Source organism: Variovorax sp. UC74_104 (genome assembly GCF_044055375.1).
Classification (GTDB): domain Bacteria; phylum Pseudomonadota; class Gammaproteobacteria; order Burkholderiales; family Burkholderiaceae_C; genus Variovorax.
On the sequence record NZ_CP171978.1, the window covers coordinates 2020876 to 2037222 of the forward strand.

Sequence of the window (16347 nt, forward strand, 5' to 3'; positions counted from 1 at the left end):
GACCCGATGAACCAAGACTTCCACCTGTACCTCGACAGCGCCGACATGGCCGAGCTGCAGGCCTGCCTGCCGCACCCGGTGGTGCACGGCGTGACGACCAACCCCACGCTGCTCAAGCGCGCCGGCATCGGCCGCGCCGACGTGCCCGGCCTGCTACGCCGCTGCATCGAGCTGGGCGCCCGGCAGGTGCAGGCGCAGGTGTATTCGCAGGACGTCGACGGCATGCTGGAGGACGCGCAGGCGCTGCTCGCGCACTTCGCGCCCGGCCAGCTGGTGGTGAAGATCCCGGCCACGCGCCAGGGCTTCACGGCCGGCGCGCGGCTCATCGCGCAGGGCGTGCCGGTCACCTGGACGGCGGTTTACGCGCCCGAGCAGACGCACTTTGCGGCACAGCTGGGCGCCGCCTATGCCGCGCCTTACCTGGGCCGGCTGGAAGACTCCGGCGCCGACGGGCTGGGGCTGATCGCGCAGATGCAGGCGCTGGTGGCGCAGCGGCCTTCATCGGGCACGCGGCTGCTGGTGGCCAGCATCCGCTCGCGCGAGGCGTATCTTTCTCTGCTGAAGATCGGCGTGGGCTCTATCACCATCCCGCCGCGCCTGTTTTCCGAGCTGCTCGATCATCCCGCCACGCTGGCCGCGGAAAGCGGCTTCCTGGCCGACGCGCGCGACCTGCCCTGATCCAGAATCCAGCCATCATGCGCATAGCACTCACGGGCGAAGCCCTCATCGATTTCACCGCCAGCGAGGCTGGCAACCTGGCGTTCCTGGGGCACGAGGGCGGCTCGCCGCTCAACACGGCCGTGGCCTGCGCGCGGCTCGGCCAGCCGACGGGCTTTCTCACGCAGCTGTCCACCGACCTGTTCGGCGAGCGGCTGATGGGCTTCCTGCAGCGCAACGGCGTGGACACCAGCTTCATCCTGCGCAGCAGCGCGCCTTCGACGCTGGCCTTTGTCGAGCGCACGCCGCAGACCAACCGCTACGCCTTCTATACGCAAGGCAGCGCCGACGCCACCTGGGCGCCCGAGCCGCTGCCGCAGCTGCCGGCGGAGTGCCGCTTCCTGCACTTCGGCTCGATCTCGCTGCTGCAGGACCCGGCCGCCACGCGCATCGCCGACCTGATCGCGGCAAACCGCGGGCAGCGCGTGATCGTGTTCGACCCGAACGTGCGGCCCAGCCTCATCACCGACATGGCCGCCTATCGCGAGCGCGTGTACGGCTGGTTCGGCATTGCCGACCTGGTCAAGCTCAGCGACGAGGACGCGGCGCTGCTCGCGCCCGGCCAGCCCGTCGATGCGCTGGCTGCCGAGTGCCTGAAGGCCGGCGCGCGCGCCGTGATCGTCACGCGCGGCGGCGACGGCGCGACGCTCTGGCGCACCGGCCATGCGCCGCTGAGCGTGGCGGCGCCGCGCGTCACCGTGGTCGACACCATCGGCGCGGGCGACACCTTCACGGCCGGGCTGTCGGTGGCGCTGCTCTCGCGCGGCATCGAGCAGCCCGGTCAGCTCAGTGGGTTGACCGACGAAGACTGGAAGGCCGTGATGGGTTTCGCCGCCACCGCCGCCGCCCTCAACTGCACCCGCGAGGGTGCCGATCCACCGACGCTGGAGGCGGTTCACGCCGCGCTGGCGAAGGCACAAAATACCGCTGTTGCTGCTGCTTCCCGGCCCTGAGCCGTGCTGCCATCATGACGACGTCCACTCGCAAGCGCTCGATTCCCCGCCAGCGCCAGCCCGAACTGGAGCGCGACTTCGCGCGGTCTCCCTCGCTGGGCTACGAGGCCCCGGAAGAAACCGGCGTGGTGCGCTGCCTCGCCCACGGCTTCCCGAGCCCGCTGGTGCGGTGGCACTTCCATGAGGACTACGAGCTGCACCTGATCACCGAGACATCGGGCAAGGCCTTCATCGGCGACTGGATCGGGCCCTTCCAGCCCGGGCACCTGGTGCTGTGCGGGCCGCGGCTGCCGCACAACTGGATCTCGCTCGACGTGCCCGAGGGCGGCGCGGCGGGGCGCGACCGCGTGATCCAGTTCCGCCACGAGCCCATCGAGCATGCGGCCGAGCAGATTCCCGAGCTGCGCGAGGTGATGCAGCTGCTGGAGCGGGCGCGCCACGGCATCGAGTTCTTCGGCATGTCGCAGCAGGCGCAGTCGCACTGGGACCGCATCAAGGCCGCGCGCGGCGTGCGCCGCCTGGGCCTCTTCTTCGACTTCATGGCCGACCTCGCGCAATGCACCGACTACCGGCTGCTGTCGAGCGTGCAGATGCAGGGGGCGCAGGGCGCCGATGGCGACGCGCAGGTCGACCAGATCAACGGCATCGTCAACCGCATCACCAACAACATGGCCGAGCCGATCTCGATGTCGGACGTGGCGGCCGAGCTGGGCATGAGCGAGAGCCGCTTCAGCCGCTTCTTCAGGCGCTCCACCGGCAACAGCTTCACCGACTTCGTCAACCGCGTGCGCATCAACAGCGCCTGCCACCTGCTGATGCAGACCGACCACTACGTGACCGACATCTGCTACCAGGTCGGCTTCAACAACGTGGCGAACTTCAACCGGCGCTTCCTGGAGATCAAGGGCATGACGCCGAGCGAGTTCCGCAAGCAGGCCGACACCCGCTTCGGCAGCGGCATCTCTTCCTAAGCACCGACACAAAACCAGGGGGCTCATCTTGTATCTGGGACTCGACCTCGGCACGTCCGAGCTCAAGGCGCTCTTGCTCGCCGACGACCATCGCATCGTGGGCGTCGCCCGCGCGCCGCTCACCGTCGAAAGGCCGCAGCCGCTGTGGTCGGAACAGGCGCCGCAGCAGTGGTGGCAGGCGCTCGAGGAGGTGATGCGCGCGCTCGGCAAGTCGCATCCCGAGGAACTCGCGGCGGTTCGCGCCATCGGCCTTTCGGGCCAGATGCACGGGGCCACGCTGATCGACGAAGCGGGCGAGGTGCTGCGCCCCGCGATCCTGTGGAACGACGGCCGCAGCGGCGCGCAATGCGAGGCGCTCGCGCGTGACGTGCCCAGGCTCGGCGAGATCGCGGGCAACCTCGCGATGCCCGGTTTCACCGCGCCCAAGCTGCTGTGGGTGCGCGAGCACGAGCCCGAGATATTCAGCCGCGTCGCCCGCGTGCTGCTGCCGAAGGACTGGCTGCGCTTCATGCTCAGCGGCGAGGCCGTCAGCGAGATGTCGGATGCGGCGGGCACGCTGTGGCTCGTCGTGGGCGCGCGCGACTGGTCCGACGAACTTCTCGCTGCCACGGGGCTGACGCGCGCGCACATGCCGAGGCTGGTCGAGGGCAGCGAGGTGTCGGCACAGCTCAAGCCCGAACTGGCCGCGCGATGGGGCCTGCCCGATGGCGTCAAGATCGCCGGCGGTGCCGGCGACAACGCGGCGAGCGCTGTCGGCATGGGGCTGGTCGAGCCGGGGCAGGGTTTCGTATCGCTCGGTACTTCGGGCGTGGTGTTCGTTTCGACCGACCGCTTCCTGCCCAACCCCGCGCAGGCGATGCACGCCTTCTGCCATGCGCTGCCGAAGCGCTGGCACCAGATGTCGGTGATGCTCTCGGCCGCCAGCGCCGTGAGCTGGGCCGCGAAGACTTTCAGGTTCGCCGACGAGGCAGCGCTGCTCGAAGCCGCCGCAAGCGTTCCGCTGGCGCAGCGCGAACGCTGCCCGCTCTTCCTTCCGTACCTCTCGGGCGAGCGCTCGCCGCACAACAACCCGAACGCGCAGGGCGTGCTGTTCGGGCTCACGCATGCGCACGGTCCGGCGGAGATCGCCTATGCCGTGGTCGAGGGCGTGAGCTTCGGCCTGCGCGACGGCTTCGACACCCTGCGGCTGCCGCAAGACATGCCGATGCGCGAGATGGCGCTGGTCGGCGGCGGCGCGCGCAGCGTCTGGTGGGGGCAACTGCTCGCCGACATCTTCGGCGTGCCGCTCACGCTCTATGCCGGCAGCGAGACGGGCGGCGCGCTGGGTGCGGCACGGTTGGCCTGGCTGGCGGATGGGGGCGAGGTGGCCGAGGTGTGCACGCTGCCACCGGTGAAGCAGAAGTTGATGCCATCGGCCGAAGGCGCCGACGTTCATCGAACGAGGCACGCGCGCTTCCAGGCCCTGTACAAGTCCCTGCGAGACCAGTTCCAGTAACTGGCACGATCGCCACGACCATGAAAAAAAGCCCGTCGCAGACGGGCTTTTTTTCATTTCGCGGGACACCGCCGGATCCGGCTTCGCCGGTCCGCAGGTGTCGCCCCCGGTAGGGGGTAGGCGTAGCGGACACGAAGTGCCGCGCAGCCTGGGGGCGAGCAATTACATGCCCATGCCGCCCATGCCACCCATGCCGCCCATGTCGGGCATGCCGCCGCCGGCAGGAGCGTCGTCCTTCGGAGCGTCAGCCACCATGGCTTCGGTCGTCAGCAGCAGCGAGGACACCGAAGCGGCGTTCTGCAGTGCGGTGCGGGTGACCTTCGTCGGGTCCAGGATGCCCAGCTCGAGCATGTCGCCGTACGTGTCGTTGGCGGCATTGAAGCCGTAGTTGCCCTTGCCGGCCAGAACCGCGTTCACCACCACCGAGGCTTCGCCGCCGGCGTTGTTCACGATTTCGCGCAGGGGAGCTTCGATGGCCTTCAGCACCAGCTTGATGCCGGCGTCTTGATCAGCGTTGTCGCCCTTGACCTTGTCGCCCACGGCTTGCTTGGCACGCAGCAGAGCCACGCCGCCGCCGGCAACCACGCCTTCTTCCACTGCAGCGCGGGTGGCGTGCAGGGCGTCTTCGACGCGAGCCTTCTTTTCCTTCATTTCGACTTCGGTGGCAGCGCCGACCTTGATCACGGCAACACCGCCGGCCAGCTTGGCCACGCGCTCTTGCAGCTTTTCACGGTCGTAGTCGCTCGTGGCTTCCTCGATCTGCACGCGCACTTGCTTCACGCGGGCTTCGATGTCGGCAGCAGCGCCGGCGCCGTCGATGATGATGGTGTTTTCCTTGCCCACTTCGATGCGCTTGGCCTGGCCCAGGTCGGCCAGCGTCACCTTCTCGAGCGTCAGGCCCACTTCTTCAGCGATGACCTTGCCGCCCGTCAGGATGGCGATGTCTTCCAGCATGGCCTTGCGGCGGTCGCCGAAGCCAGGAGCCTTGACGGCCACGACCTTCAGGATGCCGCGGATCGTGTTCACCACCAGCGTAGCCAGGGCTTCGCCTTCGACTTCTTCGGCAATGATCAGCAGCGGACGGCCGGCCTTGGCGACTTGTTCCAGCGTGGGGAGCAGGTCGCGGATGTTGCTGATCTTCTTGTCGAACAGCAGCACGAAGGGGTTGTCGAGCAGCGCCGATTGCTTCTCGGGGTTGTTGATGAAGTAGGGCGACAGGTAGCCGCGGTCGAACTGCATGCCTTCGACGACGTCGAGTTCGCTTTCGAGCGACTTGCCGTCTTCGACAGTGATCACGCCTTCCTTGCCGACCTTGTCCATCGCGTCGGCGATGAGCTTGCCGATGGTTTCATCGCTGTTGGCCGAGATCGAGCCGACTTGAGCGATTTCCTTCGACGTGGTGGTGGGCTTCGAGGCCTTCTTCAGCTCTTCGACCAGGGCCGACACGGCCTTGTCGATGCCGCGCTTCAGGTCCATCGGGTTGATGCCGGCGGCCACGTACTTGAAGCCTTCGCGAACGATGGCTTGAGCCAGCACGGTCGCGGTGGTGGTGCCGTCACCGGCGTTGTCGCTGGTCTTGGAGGCCACTTCCTTCACGAGCTGGGCGCCCATGTTCTGGAGCTTGTCCTTCAGTTCGATTTCCTTGGCGACCGACACGCCGTCCTTCGTGACGGTGGGGGCGCCGAACGAGCGCTCGAGCACCACGTTGCGGCCCTTGGGGCCCAGGGTCACCTTGACTGCGTTGGCCAGGATGTTCACACCCTCGACCATGCGTGCGCGGGCTTCGCCGCCGAAGACTACGTCTTTTGCTGCCATGTTCTATTACTCCGAATGGGGATCTGTTGAATTACTTCTCGACGACTGCGAACAGGTCGTCTTCCTTCATGACGAGCAGCTCGTCGCCGCCGACCTTGACGGTCTGGCCGCTGTACTTGCCGAACAGGACGCGGTCGCCGACCTTCACGGTCAGAGCGGCCAGTTCGCCCTTGTCGTTGCGCTTGCCCGGGCCTACGGCCAGGACTTCACCCTGATCGGGCTTCTCGGCGGCTGCGTCGGGGATCACGATGCCCGATGCGGTCTTGGTTTCGCTGTCAACACGCTTGACGATCACGCGATCGGCCAAAGGACGAAGTTTCATTGCATCTCCTGGATGTATGGATAAGAAACGGGTTTGTGGTCGGGTGCCGGACCGGGGACCGGCAGCCCATCGACTGGAAGCGAGGCCGTTGTTAGCACTCATCAGCAGCGAGTGCTAATCATAAGGGCAATCGATGACGTTTCAAGGATGCGGGTGGGCTTGTCGGTAGGGCTGTGGGTCCGCTGGGATGCGGCACCGGGCATTCATGACCGCGCCAGAACGCCAATCGGAAATTAAATCCGGGTAAAAATGAGCGCAAAGAGGTCGATGGACAGCCCTGCGGTTACCAGAGCCCGGGAACCAACCTCCAGCGGACACGATGGACGTAGTCCGCATACCCGTAAAGCTCGGCCTGCAGCAGGCGATCTTCCCAGGAGGTCCGCAAGACCAGGACGGCCGAAGCGAGCGCCGCAGGGGCGAGCGCCCAGAAGGAGCCCAGCGCAAGTGCCATGCCGAAGAACAACGCAAGCGCTGCGGCATAGCCCGGGTGGCGAACGAACCGATAGGGCCCTGCATCGATCACGCGCTGCTGGCGTTCGGACTGGATGCGCACGCCAGGCTCGAAGAACGGATTCACGGCCTGTGCCCACGCGGTCAGGGCGATCCCGCCGAGCAGCGCGATGTAGCCTAGCACCATGAGCCAAACAGGGACCTCCGACCAGTGATGGCGCCCGGCATCGAGTGCCGCCACGGGGAGGATGGCCACCATCGCGGGAAGAATGACCGCGAGCAATGCCTTGTCCCAACCCTTGGTGCCCGGCTGGATGCGGCTGCGCGCGCGATAGATCAGCGGATTGACCCGCGCGAGCACCATCGCCGAGACGCCGAAACCAAGCACCAGCACTGCGAGGAACACCCATCCTGGGCGCCAGCCGATCGAGCCTGCAGGCAGGAAGACGAGCGCGAGCAACGCCAGGGGCGACCCGATCGCGTAGGCGATCGCCATGCGGGGAGAGATCGATGGCGGTTCCTTGGGTGCTTCCATGGTTTGGCGACTTTGACACGGCCTTCGCCATCTCCGGGCACTGCTTCGAGTAGCCCCGCCAGTGCTGCTGGGAATGATGTGTTCGGGAGGCCGTGGCTGGCGCGTGCGCGAAAAGGGGCGGGAGGGGAGGAAGCGATTGTCTCCCCGCCACCGCTGTCACCCCAGCCGCAGCAGCGCCGCCGAGGCTGCGCACACCAGCAGAAACGGAATGCTGATGCGATGGAACTCGCTCAGCCCATTGGGCAGCTTCGCCAGCCGCAGCGCGATCAGGTTGGCCAGTGAGCCCAGCACGCAGCCGAAGCCGCCTACGCTCACCCCGGCCGCCAGGGCGGGCAGGTCGCGCACGTGGCCGTCCAGCAGGATGGCCGCTGGCACGTTGCTGATGAACTGCGAGGTGACGATGGCTGCGAGGTACGCACGCCAGCCCTCGGTGATTGGCCAGTGGCCCAGCAGCGCCACCACCGCAGGCAGTTCCGCCAACTGCCGCAGGTCCACGAACATCAGCGCGATGATCGCCAGCAGCGCCCAGTCGATGCCGCGCAGCACACGCGGATAGCTCAGCAGGAACACGCCGAACACCACGCCCAGGCCCGCGAGCAGCCAGTGCCGGTCGAGCGCGATCACGAAGCCGATGAAGAGCAGCCCCGACAGCGCCAGCATGCGCGGCTGTACCGCCGCCGCTTCGGCCTGCGGCTTGAGCTCGATTGGCGTGCGCGGCACCAGCAGCCACACGGCCACGAACACCCAGAACAGCATCACCGCCACCGTCGGGCCCATCATCCCCATGAAGGCGACGAAGCCCTCGCCGGAGCGGTGCCACAAATAGAGGTTCTGCGGATTGCCGATGGGCGTGAGCGCGGAGCCCGCGTTCACCGCGAGCGCCTGCAGCACCACCAGGCGTGCCAGCGGCAGGTGCGCCTGGGTGGCGAGCACGCGTGTCAGCGGCACCAGCAGGAACAGGCTTACGTCGTTGGTGACCAGTGCCGAGAGGAATGCTGCGCTGGCCGTCAGCAGCATCGCCAGGCTGCGCTGGTTGTGCGTGCGCGCCAGAAGGCGCTGGGCGGTGGCCTGCAGCATGCCGCTCTTCTCCACGCCCTGGGTGATGGCCAGCAGGCCGGCGAGCGCGCCCACGGTCTGCCAGTCGACCAGGCGCAGCCAGTCCATGGGCGCGCGCGGGCGCAGGAAGGCGAACAGCACCGCCACGGCGACCAGCACCCACAGCAGGCCGTTGCCGCTGCTTTCTCCTTTGCCGGGTGCGGGAGCATCGCCGGACAGCGGGGCCTGGAGCGTCACCGAAACATGCTCCTTGTTCATGCGGCTGCTCCCCCGAACGTGGAAGCACCGGATGCAACTGCCTTCACGGGGCGGCGAGTCTCGGGCATCGCCAGCGCGAACAGGATCAGTGCGATGGCCGCAATGCCCGCCAGCAGCACGAAGGCCGTGCCGTAGCCCGACGTGTGGGCGACCGCACCCGCCACGAGGTTGCTGAGCGCCGCGCCCAGGCCCACGCAAGCCGCGGCAATGCCCAGTGCGAAGTTGAAATGCCCGCTGCCGCGCGTGAGGTCGCTGATCATCAGCGTGAGCATCACGCCGAAGATGCCCGCGCCCACGCCGTCGAGCACCTGCAGCGCCAGGAGCGCGGCGGGGCTGTCCGCGAGCAGGTAGAGCAGCCCGCGCACCGGCAGGACCGCGAAGCCCACGAGAAAGATCGGCTTGCGCGCGAGCCGTGGCGCCCATCGGCCTACCGCCAGGCCGATGGGAATGGTGACGAGCTGCGTGACGATGACGCCCGCCGACATCCACAGCGCGCCCGATGCGTCGGCGCGCGAACTCACCTTCTGCGCCACCAGCGTGAGCATTGCGGCGTTGGCCAGGTGAAAGAGAAAGCAGCACAGCAGCAGGACGACCAGGCGGCGGTCGTACCAGCGCCCGGCAGGTTCGCCCGGCATCGCGGCGGCATCCACCGCGTCGGCGCCGCGCGCAAGCCGGGGATCGACATCGCGGTTGCGGATGAGCAGTGCCGCCGCAATCGTCGGCACGGCCATTGCCGTTGCATAGAAGAACATCGCGTGCGCGCCGTAGAAGTGCCCCACTGCCCCCGTGCCCAGCGCCCACAGCACCGTTCCCGCGGCCGTGATGGCGGCGTTGCGGCCGATGCGGCCTTCCAGTCCGGCGCGGCCCACCATGCCCAGGCTGATGGCTGCGAGGGCCGGCGCCACCAGCGTGCCCGCGGCTCCGATCAGCGACTGCCCCGCGAGGATCACTCCATAGCCCGGCCAGTTCGCCATCGCCACCAGCGTCAGCGCGATGAGCGCGATCGCTCCCGCGATCCAGCGCGGCTTGTGGCGCGCGCTGTCGATCAGGGCACCGGCCGGCGCCTGCGCCACCAGCCCCACCAGCGCCGACACGAACATCACGCTGCCGATGCGCTGCGGGTCCCATGCCAGCGTGCCGGTCATGAAGATCACGAGGAATGGCCCCACGCCTCCCTGGATGTCGGGAGCGAAGAAGGCGAGGGCATCGAGCGCGCGCACGCTGCGCGCGGTGGGAACTGGAGCGGTCATCGCGGCGGGCTCAGGAGTTGGCGGCAGGCTGCGGGGCGAACACGGGAGCGGGCACTGGCAGCACGGGTGCCGTCGGGGTCATCGGGCCCATCGGAGCCATGAGGTGGCGGTGGTGGGGACCGCGCGGCCCGACAGGCCCGACAGGCCCGCCAACCAGTTCGCGCACGCTGTCCGCGCTCTGGCCCAGGCTCGTCGCCTCGACGGCGCTGCCGTTGGGGCCGCGCGTTCCCCAGCCTTGCGCGAAGAGCTGCGCGCCCGGCTGGAGGATCGATCCATAGACGGCGCCGATGTGCGGCGGGAAGCGCACGATGGACCTGTCGGCCAGGATCACGCCGTGCACGTCGCCGCGGTCGGTGTAGAGCAGCCGCTCGATGCGCCCGCCGACGGACATCGCCGACAGCGCGGCCAGGTCGCGCAGACCGGGGGGAAACATGCCCGGGGCGGGCGGCTGGTCGACCACGGTGCGGCCGTTGGCTTCGAGCGTGAGCGCACGCATGACCGGAACGTTGGGCGCGCGCCAGCCGGCGATGCGCACCGTGTCTCCAGGCTTGAGGATCTGCATCACGCTTGTCGACAGGTGCGGGGGGAAGGCGACCTGCGTGCCGTCGGTCAGGAGCAGGCCGTCGGCCTCGCCGTTGGGGTTGAGGAGCCATTGCGCGACGCGGCCTTGCACCGTCATGCCGGCCTCGGGCGCCAGGGCCGGATGGGGCGGGGGAAACGCGCCCGCGGGAGGGGGCGGCGGCATCTGCGCGAACGCGGCGCTGCCGGCGAGCAGGCCGGTGACCAGGCCGGCGGTGGCGATCAGGGAGAAACGTGGCGTCATGAAAGGCTCCTTTGAAGTGTCAGGTGCCTAAGACAAACCACACAACGTGCCAGCCCGCGTTTCCTTTGAAATCAACGACTTGCGTGAAGCGGGCGGTACCGGACCGTACGGTCCGGGGACAAGGGGCGTCCGCTTTGCGGACACCCGGCCTATTCGATGCCGTACTGCGTCAGCTTGCGATACAGCAGCTGGCGGTGGATGCCAAGACGCCGCGCGGCCTCGGTGCGATTGCCCTGCGCCTGCGCGAGCGCGTTCTCGATGAGCAGGCGTTCGAGCCGCTCGACCGCGCCGGGCAGTTCCTCCTGGAACCAGTCGGCCGGCAAGGCCTGCTCGGGCTCCGCCGGCCGGGCCTGCCCCAGCACCAGGTTCAGGTCCGCACTGCCGATCACGCGATGCCGTACCAGCGCCTGGCAACGCTCCATCACGTTGCGCAGCTCGCGCACGTTGCCGGGCCAGGGCTGGCTCAGCAGCGTCTGCGCAGCCTCCGCGGAAAGCACCTTGGGCGCATCGGGCGAGGCCGCGCGCCGCAGGAAATGCTCGGCCAGCGGAATGACGTCGGCGAGCCTCTCGCGCAGCGGCGGCAGGCGGATCGACAGCACGTCGAGCCGGTACATCAGGTCTTCGCGAAAACTTCCCTCGCGCACGGATGCGGCCAGGTCCCGGTGCGTGGCGGCGACCACGCGCACATCGACCTTCACGGTCTTGTGGCTGCCCAGCGGCGTGACCTCGCCCTCCTGCAGCACGCGCAGGATCTTGGCCTGCACGGCAAGCGCCATGTCGCCGATTTCGTCGAGCAGCAGCACGCCGCCGTCGGCCGCGCGAAAGCAGCCTGCGCGCTCGGTGGTCGCGCCGGTGAAGGCGCCGCGCACGTGGCCGAAGAGTTCGCTTTCGAGAAGCTCCTTCGGGATCGCCGCGCAGTTGATCGCGACAAAGGGCTTGTCCGCGCGCGCCGAATGCCGATGCAGTGCGCGCGCCACCATTTCCTTGCCGGTGCCCGTCTCGCCGAGCACCAGCACCGGCATCGCGTTCGCCGATGCGAGGCCGATGCGTTTCTGCACTTCGCGCATCGCGTGGCTGGCGCCGATCAGGTCGTCGTCGCCATCCGTGCCCGTGGAAGCCGTTGCCGTGCCCTGTTGGCGTTGCAGCGCCCGGTCGAGGACTTCGCGCACGCCCTCCCTGCTGATCGGCTTGGCGAGATGGTCGAAGGCGCCGAGCCGCATCGCCTCGATGGTGTTGCCGGCACTCGCGAAGGCCGTGAGCACGATCACCGGCGGTACGCGCGCGAGCCTTGCGCGCATGGCTTCGAGCGTCTGCAGGCCGTCCATGCCGGGCATGCGATGGTCGAGGAAGACGGCGTCGAAGCGCGTTCGCGCCATGGTGTCGAGCGCCTCGTCGCCGCTCGCGACGCCTGTCGCCTCGTGGCCCAGGCCCTGCAGCGTCTCGGCCAGCGTGTCGCGGAATGCGTCGTCGTCGTCGATGATCAGGAGGTGCGCCATGGAAGCTCCAGTTCGAAGCGCGTGCCGCTTTCCAGCGCCACGTGGCGCAGGTCGCCGCCATGCGCCAGCGCCACTTCGCGCGAGAGGGCCAGGCCCAGGCCGGTGCCGTCGGCGCGTCCGGTGGCGAATGGCTCGAAGAGACTGGACTGCAAGGCTTCGGGCACGCCGCTGCCGTCGTCGTCCACCCGGATGCAAAGCAGCTGCGCGTCGTTCGTCGAGGCCGACAGCGTGACGTGTCCGTCCCGGGGCGCATGGCGCACGGCGTTGTCGAGCAGGTTGTCGACGGCGCGGGCGAGATGCACGGGGTCGAAGACGGCCTGCGCGGGGTCGGTGTGCTGCAAGGCGGCGTGCACGCCCGCCGCGCGGGCCTTGTCGCCGATGGTCGCGAGGCGCTCCGCGAGCCAGGAATGCAGATCGACCTGCACCGGCGCGAGCGTCACAGGCTGCACGAGCGCGAGCAGGCTCTGCACCAGCCCGTCGAGCCGGTCGATCTGCCCGACGATCACCCGCAGCGCGTCGCCCTGCTTCTCGGGCGCGGCGGCCAGTGCGTTCTCGGCCTTCAGCCGCATCGTGGCGATGGGGTTGCGGATCTCGTGCGCGATGCCGCCGGTCATGCGGCCCAGCGCGGCCAGACGCTGGTCGCGGTTGCGCTGCTGCGCGGCCTCGCGCAGGTGGACGCGGGCTTCGTCGAAACGCAGGCGATAGTGGTTGAATCCGTCGACGATGCGGTCGAGTTCACGCACGCCGGTGCGCGGCAGCTCGGGCATGGCGCCGCCGCTGACGTCGGCTTCCGCGAGCCGCGTCTCCAGCCGCTGCACCTGGCGCAGTCCGCGAAACAGGATGAGCCCCAGCCACAGTCCGGAGGCGAGCACCGCGGCCAGCAATACGCCCAGCCCCACGCGCAGGCTGCCCTGGGCGGCCAGGGCGCCGCCGTTGGTGCGCGTCATGGTCCATGCCACGAGATTCCCGGCCGGCGACGCCAGCGGGCAGGCCGAGACGATCAGCGCCTCGCGGCTGCCGCGCACCACGTCGGTCTGCGGTGCCTGGGTGCGTGCGGCGAGCTGGGAGAGCTCGACGATGAGCGGCTGCTCGGCAGCGGGCACGTCGCGCTTGACGCTGCTGCCTTCATAGGTGGGGTAGGCGTAGGCCAGGAGCCCTGAATTCGTGCCCGCGCCGGCCTGCCATACGCCGCCTTCGACGTGCGGAGCCTCGATGAGCACGAGCTGCAGCAGCACCTGCAGCAGATCGACCTTCGGCTCGGCGGCGCCGGTGGCGGCCTTGGCATAGCGCGCCGCGATCGCCTGGCACGACTGCTCGGTGGCGGCCCGGCCCGCTGCGACCTGGGCACCGGCGCTCGCGCGGTAGAGCGTGAGCATCACCACCGCCAGTGCGGCGCAGACGCTGAACAGCAATACCCAGAAGAAGACAAGTTGGCTGCGTAATGACTTCATTCGTCCGGCGACGCGTGGACATGGGTTCCTCGAAAGTGCGAGCGGGCGCAGGCCCGGCAGGCACGAGACACGGGTCGAGTATGCCTCGCGGTCTGGAACGCGAATGCCGATGCCGATCCCGCTGCCGAACGCGGCAAGGCCGGCGTGCTCGCAGCGAGCACGCCGGCCTCGGCAGGGATCGGGTGCTCAGGTCAGGATGCGCGGGCCGTCAGCCACTTGTCGGACGCGAGGGGGGCGCCGACGATGCGCATCTCGCCTATGCTTCCAAGGAAACCCGTCGACATGTTGCCGGCCCACTGGCCGCAGCCGATGGCCAGCTGCTGCGTGGGCGCGACGAACTGGATGCCCTGCATGTTCGTGTTGTTCCGCAGCACGGGCGCCCCCTCCACGTACATCGTGGTCGCGTACGACGCGGACGGATCGTTGACGATGGCGACGTGCAGCCACTGGCCGGCCGATACGCCGCCCGACCAGCAGGTGAGGTTGGTCGCCTGGCTTGTCGGCGCGACCTCCCACTGGAATTCCATGAGGTTCGAGAACGCGAACATCAGCGCGCAGTCGCCATCGTCCGAGGCGAAGCCGGGCAGGTTCGATCGCGCGCCCAGGCGGTAGAGGATGCCCATCCAGCCGTTCTTCGTCGCGTCGAAGCCGGGGTCGATGTACACGAAGGCCTCGATGGTGTAGCCCTTGGGGAAGGTCTCCACGTTCAGCGCCGAGGCCTGGTCCGTCGTGAAGTAGGTGAACCTGGTTTTGGTGGCGTTCAGGAAGCGCAGGCTGCCGGGCGCGGCCGACAGCGGATGGTGGCTTTTCGACCAGGCCAGGTCGCCGGACTGTCCCGCCCAGGTGTTCACCGAGATCGGGTTCTTGCCGCCGGGTGCGACGTCCGCGATCTGCTGCCCGGGCTGATAGGGAAAGAGCTGCCCCTCCACCGCCGACGGATTGAAGAAGCGCCAGTGCGCGAGCGTGTTGTCGACCTTCGGGTAGTCGTCGGGGCCCGCCGGAAGGGCGGCCGCCTTCTGCGGGGGCTGGCTGTAGTTGGTCAGGATGAGCCTCTTCGCCGCATCGGTCAGGCTGCCGTCCGCCGACCCGGTGGGCACGGAGAAGCCGGGATTGAAGGAAGAAAAGCGCTGGGCGAAGTCGATGTCCAGCGTGAACGACTGGTTCGAATCCGACAGCCATGCGGCGTCGAACTCGTTGAGCGTCGCGGCCGGCTTCAGGGGCACCCACGGCGAGAACGAGCTGGCGACGATCTTCCTGTTGGTCAGGTCGAACTCGAACATGCGCATGAGGCCGTTGCCGCCCATGTAGGCCATCTGGTAGTCCACCACCATCAGGTGCACGTCGTTGCCGCGGGAGTTCTTCTTCGTGCTGAAGCACGAGCCGTGGTAGTGGCCGCTGACGGCCATGAAGATCTGGTCGTTGTCCTTGATCAGCTTGTCCCACATGTAGTTCGAGTAGGCGGTGTCCGCGGCGGTCTTGCCGTCGCTGCCGATGCCCACCAGCTGGTGATTGACGAGGATGACCGGGATCGTCTTGTTGGCCTGGACGACCTGGTTGGCCCAGGCGATCGCGTCGTCGGACGCCCGCCACGACATCGAGAGCACCAGGAACCTGTTTCCCTCGGCCTGGAAGACGTGGTACTCGTGGAAGCCGGAAGAGTGTCTTCCTCCGAAGGTGGCCTGCTGTTTCGCGCGCTCCGGCGGGAAGACCTTGAGGTACGGCTCCAGCAGGCCGGCGCGGTGGCTGCCGCCATCCTGGTAGCCGTCGTCATTCGCGAAGCCCGTGACGCCGACGCCCCAGTCGGGGCCCCACTGCATGTCGGAATCGATGGCGCCCACGTCGTGGTTCCCGGCGCAGATGGAGTAGGGCTGCTTGGCGGCCTCGAGCACCTGCATCGCCTGGCTCGCAAGCTCCCATTCCTTCGTGACCTGGCCGTTGCCGAGCTGGCCGTTGCCCACGAGGTCGGTGGTGGGGCTCCAGGGCATCGAGTTTTCAGCCGTGTAGTACCACGACTGGTCGACGATATCGCCCAGGTGAATCGTGAACGGCATTTTCAGCTGGCCGGCATTTTGGGCGATCCATTGCGTCTGGGACTTGAATGGATTGTCGAATCTGGGATCGATGCCCGCATACAGCTTCTGATAAAGCCCATGCATTTTTTCCGAGGCGTACCGGGGATAGAACTGGGTGTCCGGGAGCACGGAAATCGTGAAGCTGGATATTTTCTGGGCTGGAGTGCCGGATGCCGCGGGCGGCGGTGCGCTGGCGGGCGAGCCCGCTGGCGTGCCGCCCGTTCCCGTGGCCGGAAATGGAAATGCGCCGGCGCCATTGCTGCCGCCACCGCCGCAGCCGGGCAGCGCGGCCGCCGCCACGCCCGTGAAAGAGCCTGCCAGCATCAGTTTCAGCAATTCGCGGCGCCTGTTTTCCGGCACGCGAGCCAATTGATGGAGATCGATATTTTCGTTGTCGAGGGGAATGTGTTTTTTCATGGCATCTGAATTCGGAATTCATCAAATTCTTTTTCCGGCATTCGAGTGGCCGAAAAACATGAACTTTATTGACCGAATATGATGCTTTTGTGAATTGATTGCCGCGCAAATTCGAATATTCGGGTGCCATTGCCTCAATATCCGGGGTAATCGCGCAATGCAATTCCGGCGATCTGGAATTGAGCTGACGAGCGGCTGACCGGACGGCCCGCGGCGGAGCAATTCGGCAGATTTCGGCGCGCCGCCGCCACGTTTGCGAAGCTTTC

At 67.9% G+C, this 16347-nt stretch carries 14 protein-coding genes; 5 read left to right on the forward strand and 9 right to left on the reverse strand.

Annotation, left to right across the window (positions count from 1 at the left end; all coding sequences use genetic code 11):
* The first annotated feature begins 6 nt into the window (after positions 1-6).
* From ACHMXA_RS09390 to xylB, 4 genes are read left to right on the forward strand one after another with little or no spacing between them, the layout of a single operon-like run.
* The gene (locus ACHMXA_RS09390; protein ID WP_395320345.1) at positions 7-678 is read left to right on the forward strand and encodes a transaldolase family protein; all 672 of its coding nucleotides are present in this window, start codon (positions 7-9) and stop codon (positions 676-678) included.
* Between the two features lie 17 nt (positions 679-695).
* Positions 696-1670, forward strand: a complete 975-nt coding sequence (locus tag ACHMXA_RS09395; RefSeq protein WP_395320347.1) for a carbohydrate kinase — start codon at positions 696-698, stop codon at positions 1668-1670.
* 14 nt (positions 1671-1684) lie between these two features.
* A complete protein-coding gene (locus ACHMXA_RS09400) occupies positions 1685-2641 on the forward strand; it encodes an AraC family transcriptional regulator (RefSeq protein ID WP_176668604.1) in 957 nt (318 codons plus the stop codon).
* 28 nt (positions 2642-2669) lie between these two features.
* Positions 2670-4136, forward strand: coding sequence for a xylulokinase (gene xylB, locus ACHMXA_RS09405; RefSeq protein ID WP_395320350.1), 1467 nt, complete (start codon positions 2670-2672; stop codon positions 4134-4136).
* Between the two features lie 162 nt (positions 4137-4298).
* On the opposite strand, the gene groL is transcribed toward xylB, so the two are convergent.
* The 9 genes from groL to ACHMXA_RS09450 all read right to left on the reverse strand — a co-directional run bounded on the left by groL (position 4299) and on the right by ACHMXA_RS09450 (position 15643).
* A complete protein-coding gene (gene groL / locus ACHMXA_RS09410) occupies positions 4299-5951 on the reverse strand; it encodes a chaperonin GroEL (protein WP_093196550.1) in 1653 nt (550 codons plus the stop codon).
* 31 nt (positions 5952-5982) lie between these two features.
* Positions 5983-6273, reverse strand: coding sequence for a co-chaperone GroES (locus ACHMXA_RS09415; RefSeq protein ID WP_007835162.1), 291 nt, complete (start codon positions 6271-6273; stop codon positions 5983-5985).
* 283 nt (positions 6274-6556) lie between these two features.
* Positions 6557-7258, reverse strand: coding sequence for a methyltransferase family protein (locus ACHMXA_RS09420; RefSeq protein ID WP_395320353.1), 702 nt, complete (start codon positions 7256-7258; stop codon positions 6557-6559).
* A 156-nt stretch (positions 7259-7414) separates the two neighbouring features.
* Positions 7415-8572, reverse strand: coding sequence for an SLC13 family permease (locus ACHMXA_RS09425; RefSeq protein WP_395320355.1), 1158 nt, complete (start codon positions 8570-8572; stop codon positions 7415-7417).
* On the reverse strand, positions 8569-9822 hold the full coding sequence (locus ACHMXA_RS09430) for an MFS transporter (protein WP_395320357.1): 1254 nt from the start codon (positions 9820-9822) through the stop codon (positions 8569-8571). The genes ACHMXA_RS09425 and ACHMXA_RS09430 overlap by 4 nt, the downstream gene beginning before the upstream one ends.
* 10 nt (positions 9823-9832) lie before the next feature.
* Complete coding sequence (locus ACHMXA_RS09435) at positions 9833-10645, reverse strand: hypothetical protein (RefSeq protein WP_395320359.1); 813 nt, start codon at positions 10643-10645, stop codon at positions 9833-9835.
* A gap of 149 nt (positions 10646-10794) precedes the next feature.
* Positions 10795-12141, reverse strand: coding sequence for a sigma-54-dependent transcriptional regulator (locus ACHMXA_RS09440; protein WP_395320361.1), 1347 nt, complete (start codon positions 12139-12141; stop codon positions 10795-10797).
* The gene (locus ACHMXA_RS09445; RefSeq protein WP_395320363.1) at positions 12126-13592 is read right to left on the reverse strand and encodes a sensor histidine kinase; all 1467 of its coding nucleotides are present in this window, start codon (positions 13590-13592) and stop codon (positions 12126-12128) included. The genes ACHMXA_RS09440 and ACHMXA_RS09445 overlap by 16 nt, the downstream gene beginning before the upstream one ends.
* A gap of 191 nt (positions 13593-13783) precedes the next feature.
* Positions 13784-15643, reverse strand: coding sequence for a LamG-like jellyroll fold domain-containing protein (locus ACHMXA_RS09450; protein ID WP_395320365.1), 1860 nt, complete (start codon positions 15641-15643; stop codon positions 13784-13786).
* Here ACHMXA_RS09450 and ACHMXA_RS09455 point away from each other — a divergent pair.
* Positions 15626-16090, forward strand: a complete 465-nt coding sequence (locus ACHMXA_RS09455) for a hypothetical protein (protein WP_395320367.1) — start codon at positions 15626-15628, stop codon at positions 16088-16090. The genes ACHMXA_RS09450 and ACHMXA_RS09455 overlap by 18 nt on opposite strands.
* Positions 16091-16347: the final 257 nt, after the last annotated feature.